This is a genomic window from Phyllobacterium lublinensis (genome assembly GCF_020164435.1).
In the GTDB taxonomy this organism is placed as follows: domain Bacteria; phylum Pseudomonadota; class Alphaproteobacteria; order Rhizobiales; family Rhizobiaceae; genus Phyllobacterium; species Phyllobacterium lublinensis.
On sequence record NZ_JAIUDQ010000010.1, the window covers coordinates 102,995 to 120,600 of the forward strand.

Annotated in this window: 16 protein-coding genes; 7 read left to right on the forward strand and 9 right to left on the reverse strand. The window is 58.8% G+C overall.

The genetic code is table 11. From position 1 onward, the window contains the following. Positions 1 to 127: 127 nt before the first annotated feature. Positions 128 to 1,048 carry a heme-dependent oxidative N-demethylase family protein gene (locus tag K9U38_RS13910; protein WP_224494934.1) on the reverse strand — a complete coding sequence of 307 codons (921 nt, stop codon included), beginning with the start codon at positions 1,046 to 1,048 and terminating at the stop codon, positions 128 to 130. Further along, complete coding sequence (locus K9U38_RS13915) at positions 1,048 to 2,925, reverse strand: M3 family oligoendopeptidase (RefSeq protein ID WP_224494935.1); 1,878 nt, start codon at positions 2,923 to 2,925, stop codon at positions 1,048 to 1,050. Before K9U38_RS13915 ends, K9U38_RS13910 begins: the two co-directional genes overlap by 1 nt. Before the next feature lie 338 nt (positions 2,926 to 3,263). On the opposite strand from K9U38_RS13915, the gene mepK reads away from it, so the two are divergent. Beyond that, entirely contained in the window at positions 3,264 to 5,165 is a 1,902-nt protein-coding gene (gene mepK / locus K9U38_RS13920) for a peptidoglycan L,D-endopeptidase MepK (protein ID WP_224494936.1), read from the forward strand. Positions 5,166 to 5,372: 207 nt separating this feature from the next. Here the strand turns inward: mepK and K9U38_RS13925 are convergent, their stop codons facing one another. Continuing rightward, positions 5,373 to 6,011, reverse strand: a complete 639-nt coding sequence (locus K9U38_RS13925; protein WP_224494937.1) for a 2-dehydro-3-deoxy-phosphogluconate aldolase — start codon at positions 6,009 to 6,011, stop codon at positions 5,373 to 5,375. Positions 6,012 to 6,298: 287 nt separating this feature from the next. Here K9U38_RS13925 and trhO point away from each other — a divergent pair, with 287 nt between their 5' ends. Both trhO and K9U38_RS13935 read left to right on the forward strand, forming a co-directional pair. Then, positions 6,299 to 7,228, forward strand: a complete 930-nt coding sequence (trhO, locus tag K9U38_RS13930; protein WP_224494938.1) for an oxygen-dependent tRNA uridine(34) hydroxylase TrhO — start codon at positions 6,299 to 6,301, stop codon at positions 7,226 to 7,228. Positions 7,229 to 7,357: 129 nt separating this feature from the next. Continuing rightward, positions 7,358 to 8,071, forward strand: coding sequence for a tellurite resistance TerB family protein (locus tag K9U38_RS13935; protein ID WP_224494939.1), 714 nt, complete (start codon positions 7,358 to 7,360; stop codon positions 8,069 to 8,071). Positions 8,072 to 8,131: 60 nt separating this feature from the next. Here the strand turns inward: K9U38_RS13935 and K9U38_RS13940 are convergent, their stop codons facing one another. Next, positions 8,132 to 9,301 carry a pyridoxal phosphate-dependent aminotransferase gene (locus K9U38_RS13940; RefSeq protein WP_224494940.1) on the reverse strand — a complete coding sequence of 390 codons (1,170 nt, stop codon included), beginning with the start codon at positions 9,299 to 9,301 and terminating at the stop codon, positions 8,132 to 8,134. Positions 9,302 to 9,394: 93 nt separating this feature from the next. Here K9U38_RS13940 and K9U38_RS13945 point away from each other — a divergent pair, with 93 nt between their 5' ends. Then, entirely contained in the window at positions 9,395 to 10,081 is a 687-nt protein-coding gene (locus tag K9U38_RS13945; protein WP_224494941.1) for a GNAT family N-acetyltransferase, read from the forward strand. A 185-nt stretch (positions 10,082 to 10,266) separates the two neighbouring features. After that, positions 10,267 to 10,476 carry a hypothetical protein gene (locus K9U38_RS13950; RefSeq protein WP_224494942.1) on the forward strand — a complete coding sequence of 70 codons (210 nt, stop codon included), beginning with the start codon at positions 10,267 to 10,269 and terminating at the stop codon, positions 10,474 to 10,476. A 74-nt stretch (positions 10,477 to 10,550) separates the two neighbouring features. On the opposite strand, the gene K9U38_RS13955 is transcribed toward K9U38_RS13950, so the two are convergent. The 4 genes from K9U38_RS13955 to K9U38_RS13970 form a co-directional block, all read right to left on the reverse strand. Beyond that, positions 10,551 to 11,597, reverse strand: coding sequence for a nickel/cobalt transporter (locus K9U38_RS13955; RefSeq protein ID WP_224494943.1), 1,047 nt, complete (start codon positions 11,595 to 11,597; stop codon positions 10,551 to 10,553). A gap of 14 nt (positions 11,598 to 11,611) precedes the next feature. Beyond that, entirely contained in the window at positions 11,612 to 12,271 is a 660-nt protein-coding gene (locus K9U38_RS13960; protein ID WP_224494944.1) for a DUF1007 family protein, read from the reverse strand. Between the two features lie 63 nt (positions 12,272 to 12,334). Then, positions 12,335 to 13,234, reverse strand: coding sequence for a LysR family transcriptional regulator (locus K9U38_RS13965; protein WP_224494945.1), 900 nt, complete (start codon positions 13,232 to 13,234; stop codon positions 12,335 to 12,337). Position 13,235: 1 nt separating this feature from the next. Continuing rightward, positions 13,236 to 14,429: an amidase gene (locus K9U38_RS13970; RefSeq protein WP_224494946.1), complete on the reverse strand. Its 1,194-nt coding sequence runs from the start codon at positions 14,427 to 14,429 to the stop codon at positions 13,236 to 13,238. Between the two features lie 543 nt (positions 14,430 to 14,972). On the opposite strand from K9U38_RS13970, the gene odc2 reads away from it, so the two are divergent. Continuing rightward, positions 14,973 to 16,106: an ornithine/lysine decarboxylase gene (odc2, locus tag K9U38_RS13975; protein WP_224494947.1), complete on the forward strand. Its 1,134-nt coding sequence runs from the start codon at positions 14,973 to 14,975 to the stop codon at positions 16,104 to 16,106. Between the two features lie 189 nt (positions 16,107 to 16,295). Further along, positions 16,296 to 16,910 (forward strand): GNAT family N-acetyltransferase, encoded by a 615-nt coding sequence (locus K9U38_RS13980; protein ID WP_370631935.1) that lies wholly within the window; start codon positions 16,296 to 16,298, stop codon positions 16,908 to 16,910. Positions 16,911 to 16,946: 36 nt separating this feature from the next. Here K9U38_RS13980 and K9U38_RS13985 read toward each other — a convergent pair whose 3' ends face one another. Next, on the reverse strand, positions 16,947 to 17,561 hold the full coding sequence (locus tag K9U38_RS13985; protein WP_224494948.1) for an alpha/beta hydrolase: 615 nt from the start codon (positions 17,559 to 17,561) through the stop codon (positions 16,947 to 16,949). Between the last annotated feature and the right edge of the window lie 45 nt (positions 17,562 to 17,606).

The following is a 17,606-nucleotide window of genomic DNA, read 5'->3' on the forward strand; positions in this document are numbered from 1 at the left end:
TCCATCAATGAGTACAGCCGCTACAATGCGGCTTCAAAGAAACCATAGAGCATAGACATGACAAAGAGCAAACAACCCAGTGCCCTTTTAGGATGAATTTTTATTATACTGTTAATGATAACGGCGTTTATAGGCGTTCAAGAGCCTCGATAAGCCGTTCCCGGATGCTCATAATACCTTTGTAATGCAATTGCGCAGGATTTAGCGCTTCGAGCTGGCGAGCAAAAGCTTCGGCCAAGGAGCGGCATTGGGGATGTTTCTTCAATGCATTTATAGGGTTCAAATGGATGCGGATGGTAAAGAGGATATCGCCGGACGACGGCAGCTTGCGCAGGGTCTGGCGTTCGACGCGGACGAAACTCTGCGCGGCAATATCCCCTTCCGCGTAAAGGGCTCCTTTCTGATGGCTGGCGAGCGGATGGTAAAGATTGCCATCGGGTTGCAGCGACCAGTTCATGCGCCAGACGGGACGGTCAAGGCGAAGATTGTCGAACATGCGGGTAATCAGCCCGGCATTGCGTGTTCCGGCGCCGAAATCCGGAACCGGAGCGTGGATCTCATCCATCGACCGGCCGAATTTTTCCAAAAGCGTCCAGGATGACGGGAAGGACAGTGAGGCAGCTGCAAGATGCCAGCCGCGCTGCTCGTCCTTGCGCATGAGCACGAGGTCCTCCTGAACGAGACTGGCAGCGCGATGCAGGAAGGGAATATCCGCATCGCCAGCCGGCACCGGCTTGTCGCGCCCGGATATGGCAATGCCGTCATCCGTACGCGTATAGATCGATGGATAGTGCCCGAGGAGATGCTCCGCGATGAGCTCGAACACTTCACGCTGCGACTCGCGCGTACCCGCTTCCTCGACGAAAATCCTGTCGCCATACATGCCGAACAGCCGGTCCTTCTCGGCGAGATAGGGAAGCAGATCATCGTCGATTTCGATCCAGTCCCGCAGATCGAGTTGCTGCAACCCTATGGTGAAGGGTTGCGCTGATCCGTCATAGGGGGTGTGCGTCGGGGCGGCAGGCGCAGCGTTCACGGTGGTATCCATTATTCGGCGTCCATCGCCTCCAGTTCGTCTATAATGCCTTCGATGACCGACAGGCCTTTCTGCCAGAAGGCGGGGTCGGTGGCATCGAGACCGAAGGGAGCAAGCAGTTCGGAATGGTGCTTGGTGCCGCCTGCCTTGAGCATGTCGAAATATTTCTTCTGAAAGCCCGTATCGGCGTTCTGGTAGACGGCATAAAGCGAATTCACCAGGCAGTCCCCGAAGGCATAGGCATAGACGTAGAAGGGCGAGTGGATGAAATGCGGGATATAGGTCCAGAAGGTCTCGTAGCCCGGACCAAAGCGGACCGCGTCGCCCAGGCTTTCCTTCTGCACGTCCAGCCAGATCTCGCCGATGCGGTCGGACGTCAGTTCACCGTTCATCCGCTCGGTGTGAACCCGGCGCTCGAACTGGTAGAAGGCGATCTGGCGCACGACCGTATTGATCATGTCCTCCGCTTTCTGGGCGAGCATCGCCTTGCGTTCGCGCTTGTCGCGGGTTTTTTCGAGAAGCGACCGGAACGTCAGCATTTCGCCGAACACGGAAGCGGTCTCGGCGAGGGTCAGCGGCGTTGAGGCCATCAGGGCACCCTGGTCGCCGGCGAGAACCTGATGCACGCCATGGCCCAGTTCGTGGGCAAGCGTCATCACGTCGCGCGGCTTGCCCATGTAGTTGAGCAGCACATAGGGATGAACCGAGGGAACCGTCGGGTGGGCGAAAGCGCCGGGTGACTTACCCGGGCGGGTCGGCGCATCGATCCAGTTCCTGTCGAAGAAGCGTTTGGCGATGTCTGCCATTTCCGGTGCGAAGCCATGATAGGCGGACAAGACTGTGTCCCGCGCGTCGGTCCACGAGATGACGGCTTGCGGTGTCTCCGGGAGTGGGGCATTGCGGTCCCAGTTGTTCAGATATTCGAGACCGAGCCACTTGGCCTTCAGGGCATAATAGCGGTGGGATAACCTTGGGTAAGCCGCCTGCACGGCCTCCGCCAGTGCATCCACCACTTCGCGCTCGACGCGATTGGCCAGGTGGCGGCTGTCGGCGATATCCTGAAATCCACGCCAGCGGTCGGAGATTTCCTTGTCCTTCGCCAAAGTATTGGTGATCAGGGTAAAGGTGCGCAGGTTCTCGCGGAAGGTTTTTGCCAATGCGTCGGATGCGGCCTTGCGCAGGGCGCCATCGGCATCCTGCAGAAGGTTCAATGTCGGCTCGAGCGAAAGGTCCTCGCCATTCACCTCGAAGCGCAGGGCAGTCATGGTTTCATCGAAAAGCCGGTTCCAGGCACCGCGGCCGGTAACCGATTTTTCGTGAAACAACTGCTCCAGCCGGTCATCGAGCTGATAGGGCCGATCCTTGCGCAGGTCCACCAGCCATGGCCGGTAGTGTCCGATATCGGGATTGTCCGCCATCGCCTTTTCGATAACCGCATCGTCGATGCGGTTGAGTTCGAGGCTGTAGAAGATCAGATGCGTGCTGGTGTCGGTCATTTTCTGCTGGATGTCGCCATACAGCTTTGCCCGCTTCGGGTCCGACGTGTCGCCTGCATAGACCAGTCCCGCGTAGGAGACGATCTTGCCGATCAGTTCCTCGAGCGCTTCAAACTCGCGAATCGAGGTGACAAAATCGCCACCGCCGGCTTTCGCTGCTTCGGCTGCGAGGTTGCCCTTCCAGCGCTGCTCGAAGGCAACTGCCAATTCGTTGGCCCGGACAAGATCGGCCTTGAGTTCGCTGCTTTCGGTCGATGGATAGAGGTCGGCAAGGTTCCACTCCGGAAGTATACCAAGCGCCGCCGCATCGTTCTTTGCCGTGGCCGCCGCGCCGGGTCCGGGCGCGGCCACGGCTGCAAGATCGTATGTGAATACAGTGATTTGAGAACTCATGTTGGGCACCGTGCGATTGCGAGGAAACGCCGAATCAAGCGGCGTCGATCTGGGTTCTAGACCATAAGAGTGGGGTGCGGATTCATCCAGCGTCATCTCTATGATTTACAAAACGTGCATTTTTTAGACTTTGGAGGGGTGGATTCGTCCGTGAAAACGCCTTAATTGTGCTGTTAACAACCCGTTGACCATGTCACAAAATGATGGATTTCGTTCAGTTTTTTGCCATGCTCTCAACGCAATTATTCTACAATAAGTGACCATTAACCATTAAATCGGATAATCCAGCTATTCGGGGGTTGGAAAAAACGGTCAAGGTTGGGACGAAATTGTCAAACATGAATCATGCACAGGACGGCAGGTCTGAGGCGAGTTCTTTCAAGCGCGCCAGCTGGTTTGTTTTCCTCATGGTCTTTGCGTCGATGCTGTTTGCATCCGCACAGGCTTTTGCCGAGACGAGGACTCTCAAGCTTTACTTCATCCACACTAAAGAGCGCGCCGAGATCACATTCAAGAAAAATGGTCGTTACCAGCAGGATGGGCTGAACAAGCTCAACAAATTCCTGCGTGACTGGCGCCGCAACGAACCGACGAAGATGGATCCCCGCCTGTTCGATCTCGTCTGGCAAACCTACCAGGGCGTAGGCGGTCGGGACTATATCAACGTCGTATCCGCCTATCGTTCCCCCGCCACCAATTCCATGCTGCGTTCCCGGTCACGCGGCGTTGCACAAAAAAGCCAGCACATGCTCGGCAAGGCCATGGACTGGTATCTTCCCGGTGTGAAGCTTGCGACCCTTCGCGCAACCGCGCTGAAGTTCCAGGCCGGCGGCGTCGGTTACTATCCGACCTCCGGCTCGCCCTTCATTCACACCGATGTTGGCAGTGTCCGCCACTGGCCGCGCATGAGCCGCAGGGAATTGCTGGCCGTGTTCCCGGATGGCAAGACGATCCATGTTCCATCGGACGGCAAGCCGTTGCCCGGATATGAACAGGCGCTGGCTGCGTATGAATCGCGCAAGCGCAATGGCAGCTCGATCCAGATTGCGAGTGCCTCCAGTTCCAGCCGTCGCGGCAAGACCCTTTTTGGCGTTCTTTTCGGCGGTGGTGCTGACGAAGAGGAGGATACTGGCGAAAGCGCGGTCGCGTCCGCACCGGCAGCTTCGCGTGCCGTTGCCAAGGCAGCTCCTGCGGCGGCTGCCGATCCTGAGGAAGGTGCAGCAGCGCCAGCGCCGGCCGCTACGGCAGCCAAGCCTGCCGCTATCGCACCGGAACTGCCGACGCGCGAAGCGCCCGCGCCTTTGACAGCGCCGCGTCCTGACGCACCGCTCGCCATTACGCCGGAAGACAATCAGGCACTGGCCTTTGCCGTTCCCGTTCCGCTGCGCCGCCCGAACTACACGCCGACACCGGCTCCCGGCCAGCCGGACACGCTCAATGCGCTGGCTGAGGAAAAGCCGACGGTCATTGCTGCGTTGCCGACGCCGCGCCCGCAGGATAGTGCCAGTGCGATCCGCGATATGATTGCTGCAAATGTCGATGAGCCCGTCGCGCCCCCGGCGCAGCCTGAAATGGTCAATGCGCTGGTGCCGGTTCCGTTCGACAAGCCACATAATGCGCCCAAGCCTACCGACATGATGGTGGCATCGGTCGTCCCGAATCAACGTCCGGTGGCGCCGGCCCTGCAGGTCGCTGCCGAGGAGAACCCGGATATCATCGAGGTTCCCGAAGAGGACGACCTTACTCCGGAAGCGATCATCAAGCAGTCTGACGTTGAGGTGCCGGCAGCGGGTGAAATGCCGACGCTGCCAGGAACAACCGGCGGACGCGTCGCACAGGCGCAGCAGAACACGCAGGTCGCATCGGCTGAACCGCAACCGTCACTGCGCCGTACCATGCTCGAAGCCAAGGGCGATCCGGTCGCGATGCTCGACAGTGGCGTGGTCACGACCGCCAAGGCCGCCAAGCCGCACCGTCAGACGGCACAGAACCAGAATCCGAAGGCCATACAGGTTTCTTCCGACCTGCCTGAGCGTGCCCTGTCGGCCGAGCAGGTTGCCGAGATATCGCCGGATGTGGAACCGGCCGTCCTGCGCAATGAAACCATGCGCACGGCCCCGACGACGGTCTACACAGCAGGGTTCCAGCAGAACCTGCCCGTGGCAAATGCCAACAAGTTCACCGGCAAGGCCGTCACATTCCTGCAGATCGCCAAGTTCGACGCGACCAACGGATCGTAACGGCAACCAGCAGCCCCTCCTTATCTCCCCCCTTGTGGGGGAGAATGCGATTTCAACATCTTAGCGCCAGCTAAGTGTCAGAAATCGCCAGAGAGGGGGATTTTGAGCGTGTTTTGAGCAGATCCCCTCACTTGGATTCTCTAAGGATTTGGCTAGTTCCAAATCCAAGAAAATCCTATCTCTCTCGCAAGGGGAGAGATAATGGCCTCAGCCAGCCAGCTTTACAGCCTCTGCAGCAAGCCTGGTGATTTCGTCCCATTTGCCAGCCTTGACCAGTTCTTCCGGGGCGACCCAGGAGCCGCCGACGCACACTACATTCGGCAAGCTCAGGTAGGTCTTGGCATTGGCAACGCTGACACCGCCCGTCGGGCAGAACAATGTGCCGGCAAGCGGCGAGGCGAGGGATTTGAGGAAGGTCGCGCCGCCCGCCTGTTCGGCCGGGAAGAACTTCAGCATCGTGTAACCTTCCTCGCGCAGTGCCATGATTTCGCCGGGCGTGATGGCTCCGGGCAACAGCGGTACTTTGCTGTGACGGGCTGCCTCGATGAGCTGGGGCGTTGCGCCGGGGCTGACGATGAAGCGCGAACCGGCAGCGCTGGCCTCTTCATACTGGCGTGCATTGAGAATGGTGCCTGCGCCGACGATCGCCTCGGGCACTTCGGCGGCAACGGCGCGAATGGCATCAAGTGCGGCGGCGGTTCGCAGGGTGATCTCGATGGCAGGAAGCCCGCCTGCCGCAAGCGCGCGTGCCAGCGGAACGGCGTCAGCGACGTTCTGGATGAGAATGACGGGAATGACCGGCTGGCCCTTGAGGACTGGGAGTAACAAATCGGTCTTCTGGGTCATGTCATTCTCTCCGTTTTAACAGCTTCAATCGATTTAGTAGGGCTCGTCCGGTTTGTCTACTTTGATTTCCCGGATGAGGCATTTCCAGTGCGTGGTTCGCCGTTCGACAAGCTCAGGATGAGACTCACCATGAGGGACATAGTGGATTTCCAAGGCAATCGCCAACGCAGATTACTACACCGTGCAGTTCCGGCTCCATCCCTCATGGGCAAAGTGGGACATGCAATGCTTGTCCCAGCTGCAAAACCCTTGAAATTGCAGCCCTAGCACAGTAGTTGGATGCAATCATGACACAAGACGCGCCGACACCGCCATTTACAGTGGCCGCCCTCTACCGCTTTGCCCGGTTGGACCACTATGAGTCGCTCCAGCAACCATTGGCGCAGCTGTGTTGTGGTGAGGGCATCAAAGGCACGCTGCTTCTGGCTGCGGAAGGCATCAATGGTACCGTTGCGGGGTCCGCGGCGGCGATCGGGAAACTCGTTGATTTTCTTGAAGCAGAACCAGCCGTTGCCGGGATGGAGCTCAAATATTCACATGCCGGCGAGATGCCGTTCAAGCGCATGAAAGTGCGCCTGAAGAAGGAGATCGTCACGATGGGCGTCGAGGATATCGACCCCCTGAAGAGTGTGGGTACCTATGTTCCGGCCGGAGAATGGAATGCGCTCATCTCCGATCCCGACACGATCCTCATAGACGCACGCAACGATTATGAAACGGCAATCGGTACGTTCCAGGGGGCGATCGATCCGCAGACGAAAACATTCAGGGAGTTCCCCGAGTGGGTCGAGAACCATCGCGAGGAACTCGAAGGCAAAAAGATTGCCATGTTCTGCACCGGCGGCATTCGCTGTGAGAAAGCGACGGCGTTTGTAAAAGGTCTTGGCTTCGATGATGTCTTCCACCTGAAGGGCGGCATCCTGAAATATCTCGAGGATGTGCCGGCCGAGCAGAGCCGCTGGGAAGGCGAATGCTTTGTCTTCGACGAGCGTGTTTCGGTGGGCCATGGCCTTGTCGAGGGTGAGGCGGAGCTGTGCCACGCCTGCCGTAATCCCATCCAGCCCGAGGACAAGCTTTCGCCGCTGTTTGAGGAGGGCGTTTCCTGTCCGAATTGCTATCACGAGCGGACAGATGAGGACCGCGCGCGCTTTGCCGAACGGCAAAAGCAGGTGAGGTTGGCGAAGGAACGGGGCGAGAAGGCCCATATCGGTTCCTAGCCCTGCGAAGAATCTGCAGAACCACGCACCCTCTTCTGCCTTCCCATAAATTGCTCTCCTGTCATTGCAATGCCATGAACCGGGACCTAACTAAGCGGGGCGAATTCATGCAGCCAAGAGGAGATTTGCATGCTTGATCCGAAGAAGATTCTCGATGATTTCCTGGGGAGCAGCATACCCGGAACAGGAACCTCGGTTCGCGATACGGCCGGCAAGGCAACACAGATGGCCAAGGACAATCCGCTTGCTGCAGGCGCTCTGGCTGCAATCCTGCTTGGTACGGGTACTGGCCGCGAAATCACCGGCGGCGCACTGAAGCTCGGCGGCCTCGCTGCCGTCGCAGGGCTGGCCTACAAGGCCTACCAGAATTATCAATCGGGCAAGGCGCCGACCGAGGCAACGCAGACCGCCGGCGGCGAGTTGTTGCCGCCACCGGACGATTCAAGTTTCCATCCTGAAACAGCCCCGCAGGGCGAGCATGAATTTGCGCTGGTGCTGGTGCGTGCCATGATCGCCGCCGCCCGCGCCGATGGACATATCGACGACGAAGAACGGGCACGCATCACCGAAAAACTGTCCCTTTCCGGCATGAACAGCGATACGCAGGAATTTCTCGCCAACGAGTTGAGTGCTCCGGTGGATATCGATGCGCTCGTTGCGGCTGCCGTAACCGACGCGCAGAAAGTCGAACTCTACACCGCTTCCCGCCTGACCATCGAGCCGAAGACCCGGGCCGAGCGCGGTTATCTCGACCTATTGGCTGGGCGTCTCAAATTGCCTGACAGCCTGATCGATCACATCGAAGCAACTGTGGCCAATGTGAAGGCGAATACTGCCGCCTGACACGCTGCAAAGCGGTGGTGCGTGGTTCGCCCCTTCGCACCACCATGTCCGCAGCCTTGACTATTTCGTCAGAAACTTCTCGATGCGTTCAATGGCACGCACGATGTTTTCTTCCGAGTTGGCATAGGAGAGGCGAATGTAGCCTTCGCCGAGAATGCCGAAATCCGGGCCGCCGATCAGCGCCACGCCAGCTTCGTCGAGAAGCGCCGCAGCCAGCTGCTTGGCGGGCCAGCCGGTCTCCTTGACATTGGGGAAGGCATAAAAGGCACCCTTCGGTGTCGCGCAGCTGATGCCGGGCAGGCTGTTGAGTCCGTCGACGACGATCTTGCGGCGGTTGTCGAAGGCCTTGCACATCTTGATCACATCGTCCTGCGGCCCGTCGATGGCGGCGATGCCGGCGAGCTGGCTCGGGGCGTTGACGCACGACCAGCAATTGACCGCGAGCTTGCGCACCTTGTCATACAGCTGGTCCGGCCAGATCGACCACCCCATGCGCCAACCGGTCATCGCCCAGGTCTTCGACCAGCCATTGAGGATGATCAACCGGTCGCGGATCTCCGGGAAGGAGAGGAGGGAGCAATGCTCCTCGCCGTCATAGGTCATGACGTCATAGATTTCGTCCGACATGATGGCTACATGCGGGTGCGCCTCCAGACCTTTGACAAGCTTTTCGATTTCCGCCTTTGGCGTAACGCCCCCCGTGGGGTTGGCAGGAGAATTGAGGATCAGGAGCCGGGTCTTCGGCGTGATCAATGCAAGGGTTTCTTCGGCCGAGAAGGCAAAGCCGTTCTCCTCGCGGATGGGAACAGGAATCGGCTTTGCTCCCGTGAACTCGATCATCGAGCGGTAGATCGGGAAGCCGGGGTCTGGATAGAGAATTTCGGCGCCAGGTTCGCCGAAAATCAGGATGGCGGCAAACATGGTTACCTTGCCGCCGGGAACGATCATGACATTCTCGGGAGAAACCTCGACGCCCGTGGTGGTCAATGTACGGCGGACGACCGCCTCGCGCGCCGCAAGCAGCCCGGTTGCCGGCGTATAGCCGTGATGTCCGTCCCGCAACGCCTTGATCGCGGCCTCGACGATGTGGTCGGGCGTTTTAAAATCCGGCTGGCCGATGCCAAGATTGATGATATCCTTGCCTTGCGCGGCGAGGGCAGTGGCGCGGGCAAGGACAGCAAAGGCATTCTCTTCACCGATACGGTCGAACCCGGAAATAGTACGCAGCATTTTCTTGTCTCACATACAATTTTCAACTTCTGCTTTGTGCGTGTGCCATCGTATGGAGTCAAATACTCTTACATCATCAGGCGGGTAAAACTCATGATTGATCTTGCAGACTGGACGCCGCGCCCTACTCCTGCCCGTGAGCCGCTCGACGGACGGTATGTGCGGCTCGAACCGCTTGACGCGACAAGGCATGGCGACGGACTTTACGAAGCGTCGTCGGTTGCCGATGCCGATGACCGCTTCCGCTACCTCTTCGAAAATCCGGCGCAGGATCGCGAAGCCTTCAGGGCGTGGCTGGAGAAAGTCGAAGCGAGCAAGGATCCGCTTTTCTTCGCCGTCATCGACAAGGCAAGCGGCAAGGTCGCTGGGCGCCAGACGCTGATGCGCATCGACCCGGCTTTCGGCGTGATCGAGATCGGTAATATCTACTGGGGACCGCTTATCTCGCGCAAGCCGGCGGCGACAGAGGCACAGTTCCTGTTCATGCAATATGCCTTCGATGGTCTCGGCTACCGGCGCTACGAGTGGAAATGCAACAATGCAAATGAGCCCTCAAAGCGTGCCGCCGAGCGCTTCGGATTCAAGTTCGAGGGAATTTTCCGCCAGCACATGGTGCAGAAGGGCAAAAACCGCGATACGGCCTGGTACTCGGTCATCGACAGCGAATGGCCGGCACTGAAAACAGCCTACCAGGCCTGGCTCTCTCCGGATAATTTCGATGCCGATGGCAGGCAGATCAGGCGGCTGGAGGAGTTCCGGGTCAATAGCGCCGGTGAATAATTGGCTGGCACAATGGTTTGCGTGGTTCGACAAGCTCACCATGAGGGACGTTGAGGATTGTAGTTGAGGCGCATGGAACGTTCATTGCATTCACGACCTCGTCGAACCACGCAATTTCCCCCGCCCTTGCATAAAAATCCAACAAGGTTACAACGCCCTAGATTGACCTGGAGGCGATGAACGCGATGGATCCGAAAACCCGTAATGCGGCAATTGCAGCCTTTTGCATCATGCTCGGCTTTGGCATCGTAGCCTACTGGATGCCGACGCTGATGCTGGCACTGGGCGAACGCTCGACGCTCGCAGCGGGTATCTTCGCCATTGTCTTCGTGGCCGGGTTCTTCCTGGTTTTCTGGCTGCGGGCCAGAAAACAGCATGAGGATGAGCGGTCGTAGGCCATTTCCATTTCTCTCCGAGCCATGGAAGTGCTCCAAGTATTGGTTTTACGCAGCTCCGGACGAAAAACCTACTAGAACCGTCTCGATGCGGTCAGGAGCAGGGCGCCGATCAGGACGATAAACAAAGCTCCACTGACCTCGATGATGTTTTGAAGGCGGCCGGACAGCGCGGCAGCGCCTGAAATTCGCAACGCAGCGTTCTTGGCAGTGACGGCGAGTGTTGCCAGGATCGCAACGGTAATGAACGTTCCAAGCGCCATTGCGAAGACCGAAAGCACGCCGCCGAGAATGAGCCCGTTCAGCAGCGAGAAGGTGAGCACGATGAGTGCTCCCGAGCAGGGACGCAGGCCAACCGCCACAATGGCCGCCCAGGCGGTCTTCCAGTTGAATTCACCAGAGAGCATCGCTGGATCCGGGGCGTGCGAATGGCCGCAAGTCGCGCACACTTCGCCTTCGGCATGATGGTGGTGTTCATGTCCGTGGCCATCATGGCCATGGTCGTGCGAATGGTGGTGATGGTCATGGTCATGATGATGGTGGTGGTGACCGTGATTATGCTTCTCAGGTAAAAGATGGACCGCCCTAGGGCGGAACAACAGCGGTACCTTGCGCCACAGCAACGCCAGGCCGAAGGCGATGATCAGCACGAAGCTTGCAATCTCCATGTAATGTGCGGCGTCGTCCATCGAGACCGTTGTGCCACGCAGCACCAGGAAGGTGAGACCGATGACGAAGAGCGCGGTGAACGCCTGCAGCATCGACGATGCAAAGGAGAGAAGCACGCCGCGCTTCAACGTCGTCTCATTGGCCAGCATGTAGGAGGAAATCACGGCCTTGCCGTGCCCGGGACCCACCGCGTGGAGGATACCGTAGAGGAATGACAGTCCGACGAGTATCGAAGCTTGCCATGGGTCCTCACGCATCGCCTTGAGTGCGTGGGTCATGGCGAGGTAGAATTCGCGCTGCTGCACATTGATCCAGAGGATGAATGTGGCGAAGGGGCCGGTGGGTTGCATGGCCACCTCGTTCGACCCTATTCCGAGCGACGACTGTGCCAGCGCATGGCCGCCGACGAGTGCCACGAGAACCAAAGCGCCAAAAAGGGTTCGTTTCCGCATCATTCCATTCCCTGTCACCCCTTTGGGGCGCATTCAATTTCGAGCCGCGTCGCAAATATCTTCGACATGTTCGTGCCGGTCGGATCGTTGAAGAAGGCCTCGGTAAGCGTTCCCTGGTTGGCGGCGATCGCTTGGTCTGGGTCCGGTCGGACCACCTTTTGCGTGCAGCTGCCGGGAAGTCCCTTGACGTGAATATCCGTGTCGTTGACGTAATCGATGGCCGTGTAGAACGTCGGGTCATAGACACCGAAGCTGGTCTTCTTGCCGAGAGTGAGCGGCTGTTTGGGTGTACTTTCGAAGATGATCAGCAGCTGATTGTTCTGGAAGTCGGCCAGAAGATTGGCAGGTGCAGCCATGGCGACACTCTTGCCGTCGAGTGTCACAGTCTGGAAGTAATCATACTCGGAGATGGACTGGCTGATCGTGCTGGCGAGGTCCGCCAGTTCCTTGTCGTCGAGCTTCATATCGGCATTCTTGTCGAACTCGACCAGCACGGTACTCGAGAACAGGTCATCGAAACGCCAGACGTGGCCGAGCTTTTCGACGGTTCCATCGGGTTTGATGGTAAGATCCAGCCGCGCTTCCGCAAAGACGTGCGGGTGCACATGGGCAGGTGTGGCGAACATCAAAGCCGCCGCAAGCGCGCCGCTGAAAACCGCGAATCTCTGGAGCATGGATGACCCTTTGTGAGTTGCTGCACAGGACATTCCGAACTTGGCGAAATTGGGACCAATGTTCTAGACCTTGCGATTGTCCTTGAACCATTTGGCGAGAAAATCGACGAGCACCCGTACCTTTGCCGGAAGGTAACGGCGGTGCGGATAGACCGCATAGATACCGGCGTCGCGGGGTACGAATTCTTCGAGCACGCTGACGAGGCTGCCATTGGCGATATCGGCCCGTGCGATGAAGTCCGGAATCGATGCAAACCCCAGGCCGGCAAGTGCTGCCCGCCGTCCTGGAAGCGGGCTGTTGATCTCGAGGGGGCCACCGACCTGTACCGATATCGGCGCACCGTCTTCATTGAGGAATTGCCAAGCGGTGCGCGTGCGATTGTTGGTGTCAACGATACAGGGCAGGCCTGCGAGTTGCTCCGGCCGCGTGGGTCTGCCCACGCGCTCGACCAGTTGTGGCGAGCCGCACACGATGACGCGAAACGGCGCGATGCGCTTGGCGATGAGGGATGAGTCCTGGAGCCGGGTGATTCGAATGGCGAGATCGAAACCCTCTTCCACAAGGTCGACAAAACGATCGTCGAGCCGCACGTCGAGAACGATGTCCGGTTGCTCGGCACAAAAATCGACGAGACATTGACCGATCTGCGCGTCGGCGAAAGATCGGGGAGCAGAAATCTTAATCCGGCCCTTGATGTCGCTGCTCGATTCGCGCACCGCCTCCTGGAGGCTTTCGACCTCGCGCAAGATCTCGCTGGCACGCTGGTAATAGGTGTGTCCTGACTCCGTCAGTGAAAATTGCCGGGTTGTCCGGTTGAGCAGAAGCGCACCGAGTTCGTCCTCCAGCTCGCGTACATATTTGGAGAGGAGTGCCTTCGACCGGCCGATCTTGCGCGCCGCCGCGGAGAAGCCCTCGGCCTCCACGACATCGATAAATGCGCGCATGCGGGTGAGCGTATCCACGTCAGGCCAGCCTTTCCGAAGCAGTCAAAATTGCGCGGCCCAGGCTGATCAGAGCGCGGTCGCTGCCTTTTGGGCCGAGCAGGGAAATGCCGAACGGCGCCCCGTGGACAGCGCCAATAGGCAGGGTGATCTGCGGAAAGCCGGACAGGCCCGAAAGACAGAACAACCGCACGCAACGTTCGCGATAGGCCTGTGAATCGTCGAACGAGATGGTGACAAGCGGTGCAGCACCGGGGACCGTCGGCAGGACCATGACGCTGTCATCCCCGAGCAGGTCCGACAATTCGCTGCGGAATAGTTCGCGCCGTTTCATCTGCGACCTATAGGCCGCAAGGTCTATGGTCGAACCATATTCGAAGCGTTCCCTCACTGCCGGCCCGAGGTTCCGCTCTTTCCTGGAAATCCACGCGCCGTGCGCAGCCCAGGCTTCGAAACCCTGGATCTGCCGCAAACAAAGATAAAGGTCGTCCATCGAGGCGGTGGGCTGGCGCGCTGACCGCGCCTGGCCAAGATGGGCGCAGACGATCGCATACATTGCGCGGTAGGCGGCATCTTCCGCTTCACCTAGCAGGAGGTGCTCGAGCAGGGGAATGAACAGGGGGCGATTGAGCCTGAATTCCTGATCGTCAGGCCCGAGCAGAACCGCGCCGACCTTTTCATAGAGTGCGATATCGCGGGCGAACCAGCCAAACGTATCGAGCGAGGGTGCCAGCGGCATGGTTCCTTGGAGCGAGATGCGTCCATGGGTGGTCCGGAGCCCGACCAGACCGCAGAAACTGGCAGGTGCGCGAATCGAACCGCCCGTGTCGGAACCAACCGCGATCGTGGCGAGCCCGCCGGCGACGGCCGATGCAGAACCCGAAGACGAACCGCCAGAAACGCGATCCGGCGCGTTCGGGTTCACGGGATGGGGGTAATGCACGTTCTGGCCCATCATGGAAAAGGCCAGCTCGTCCGTCTGCGTCTTGCCGACAAACCTTGCCCCGGCATCGAACAGTGCCTGTACAGCCGGGGCTGTTCTGGTTGCAGCAGGTGATTCGTCGGCTTTTTGCGGATTTCCTCCACCGGTGACGAGACCCGCGACATCGAATATGTCCTTGACCGCCAAAGTTTCACCGTTCAGCGGGCCTTTGCCAGAAGAAAGGTTAACCGTTGGTAAATCCAAAAGGGCATTCAGGGGCGAAATTGTGCGCATCGTTCAATGATTCTAGGTCATTTGCCGTTGTCTGTTCAATGAATAAAAAATTTCCGCCGGACCCATATTTTTCATTGATTGGACACATCTTTGTCCTTATATGGCCCTTGCCCAAAGTCGCACGTGCCTGTGGGTGTCCGCCGATCCTCATAATGGTGAGGAAACGGTATGGTACCTGGAACTAACCCCTCCAGTCAGTTTAGCGGCCTACTGCTGAACTGAGGACATCTTGAAGCAACGACGGTGCGGGCCTTTCTGGTGTCTTCCGGCTGTCCATAAGCCGGGATTACTGAAGAGGCACACCTTCATTGCCGGTAGTGCGGATGGGTTCATCCAAACCAAGGCAGACAAAGCGGATTTACGCGAACTTTAGCGTGGGTCCATCGCCGCATGAATCTTTCCCGTGGTTCCAGCATCTCCAAAGGCTGGCCTCGCGCTGGACCGACTCACGCACTTTGTCCCTGCGGTCGAACGGGCGCACCCCGTGAAATCGCGACTTGCTTAAGGCGGCCGGAAGTGCCGCTACGGATTGGAGACCCAACGATGGCTACACAGCGCATCCTCGACTTCATCAATACCCGACGTCCGAATGGTCCCTGCATGGTGCTGGATCTCGAGGTCGTCCGCGAGAATTTTCATAATTTCGAGATGGCGTTGCCTGAATCGAAGATATTCTACGCGGTGAAGGCCAATCCTGCGCCCGAAATCCTGCGCCTGCTCGCCTCACTCGGCTCGAGCTTCGACACTGCTTCGGTTGCAGAAATCGAAATGGCACTTGACGCCGGTGCAACGGCCGACCGTATTTCCTTCGGCAACACGATCAAGAAAGAGCGTGACATCGCGCGCGCCTTCGAGCTTGGCATTCGCCTGTTCGCTGTCGACTGCGTCGAGGAAGTCGAGAAGGTTGCTCGCGCGGCGCCCGGCTCGCGCGTTTTCTGCCGCGTCCTGACCGATGGCGCCGGCGCCGAATGGCCGCTGTCGCGCAAGTTCGGCTGCGTGCCGGCCATGGCGGTCGACGTGCTGCGTGCCGCGCAGTCGCTTGGTCTTGAGTCCTATGGCGTTTCGTTCCATGTCGGTTCGCAGCAGACGGATCTGTCCGCCTGGGACCGTGCACTCGGCGACGCGAAGCATGTTTTCGACAAGCTCGCGATGGAAGGCATCACCTTGAAGATGGTCAATATGGGCGGCGGTTTCCCCACCCGTTATCTGAAAGACGTGCCGACCGCCCAGGCCTATGGTCAGGCGATCTTCCAGGCATTGAGCAGGCATTTCGGCAATCGCCTGCCCGAGACCATCATCGAGCCAGGCCGCGGCATGGTTGGCAATGCCGGCGTGATCAAGGCGGAAGTCGTGCTCGTGTCGAAGAAGGCCGACAATGACAATGTGCGCTGGGTCTATCTCGATATCGGCAAGTTCGGCGGCCTTGCCGAAACAATGGATGAGGCGATCCGCTACCAGATCACCACGCCGCGCGACGGTGACCACAGTGCGCCTTGCGTCCTTGCCGGTCCAACCTGCGACAGTGCCGATGTGATGTACGAGAAGAACCCTTATCCGCTGCCCCTGTCGCTGACCATCGGCGATGAGGTGCTGATCGAGGGAACGGGTGCCTACACCACGACCTACTCTGCAGTTGCATTCAACGGGTTTGAGCCACTCCGATCATACGTGATCTGAAAGACCTTGATAACTCCACCCTGATGGGCACCTGATGTGATTTTCTGCGCTTCCGATGCTCATGGACCCAAAAGTCCACTGCGCTCCGGTTCTCGAAAAACCGCACCAGCTACCTCATCAGGCTGAGTTCTCAAAAGGTCTCTCACTCCGCATGACGCGATGACGCCCCCTGATTGATTGGTCAAGATAATGAGTGCAACAGACTACATCCAACAAAATCTGCATCCGGACGGAATGCAGGGCTTTGTAATCCGCAACGAGACTGCGCAGGATGAACGGGCGCGCGAGGATCTGCTCGACCGCGCCATGGGCGAAGGCCGGCGCCGCAAGTCTTCCGAAAAGCTGAGACGAGGGCGCCTGCCTTCGGCAGGTCTTGCCTTTGTGGCGCGGGGCGCCGACGGGACGCTGCTGGGCAGCGTACGGCTGTGGGATATCCAGGCTGGTCATGATACAACGGGCAAGCCGGTGCGTGCTCTTCTGCTCGGACCTTTGGCAGTCGAACCGCTGCTCAAGGGACAAGGTATTGGTGCGGCCCTGATGAGGCATGCGATCAACGAGGCTGCGCGCCTAGGTCACGGCGCGATCATCCTTGTCGGTGATCCGGAATATTACGAACGTTTCGGATTCAGCGGCAGCAAGATGAGCGAGCTTGCAATGCCCGGCCCTGTCGAGCGTCGGCGTTTCCTGGCGCTGGAATTGAAGCAAGGACATCTTGCCGGCTGCCACGGCCTATTGAGCCCAAGGGGCCGAAAGTCTTCGCGTTCGATGAAAATTCTCCCGGTTTCGCTAAGATTCTCGATGTAGATAAGGAAAACCGGCCAATCGGCCGGTTTTTTGTTGTCAAACCTTTTCGCGAACAAACCGTTCGATCGCCGTCACTTCATTCTGTTGAATTTCGTGACCGCCGGAGTGCCAGACAAGTTCGGTCTCGACACCTTGCGAAATCAGATAATCGGCGAAGGATTGCGTCATCTCCGGCGGGCAGATTGTATCGAGCCTGCCGGCCGTGATCAGGGCGCGCTTGCCCGCAAGGCCTGTTTGCGGCGCCGGCTTCCATGGAACGAGCGGATGCATGAGAATCGCGTCGTCAAACAGGTCCGGCTGCTCCAGCATTACCGACGCAAGAATGTTGGCTCCATTGGAATAGCCGAGCCCAATGACATTCGATGCCTTGGCGGCGGCCTTATGCGCGCGGACGAAATCCGCCATTGCGGCCGTGCGTCTGGCGAGATCATCCATGTCATAGACGCCTTCGCCCGTCCGGCGAAAGAAACGCGAAGCCCCATGCTCGGAAACATCGCCGCGCGGCGAAACGATACCCGCTTGCGGCAGCAGGCGCCGGCCGAAATCGAAGAACTGGTTCTCGTCGCCGCCGGTGCCGTGAAAAACGAAGAGCAGCGGGCTTCCCGGCTGCCCGGCCTTGTAAGCGCGATGCTGATAACTATCGATTGACATGTCTGACCTCTCCAGAGCGGGCAAAGGCCCCCGCTCTCATTGATG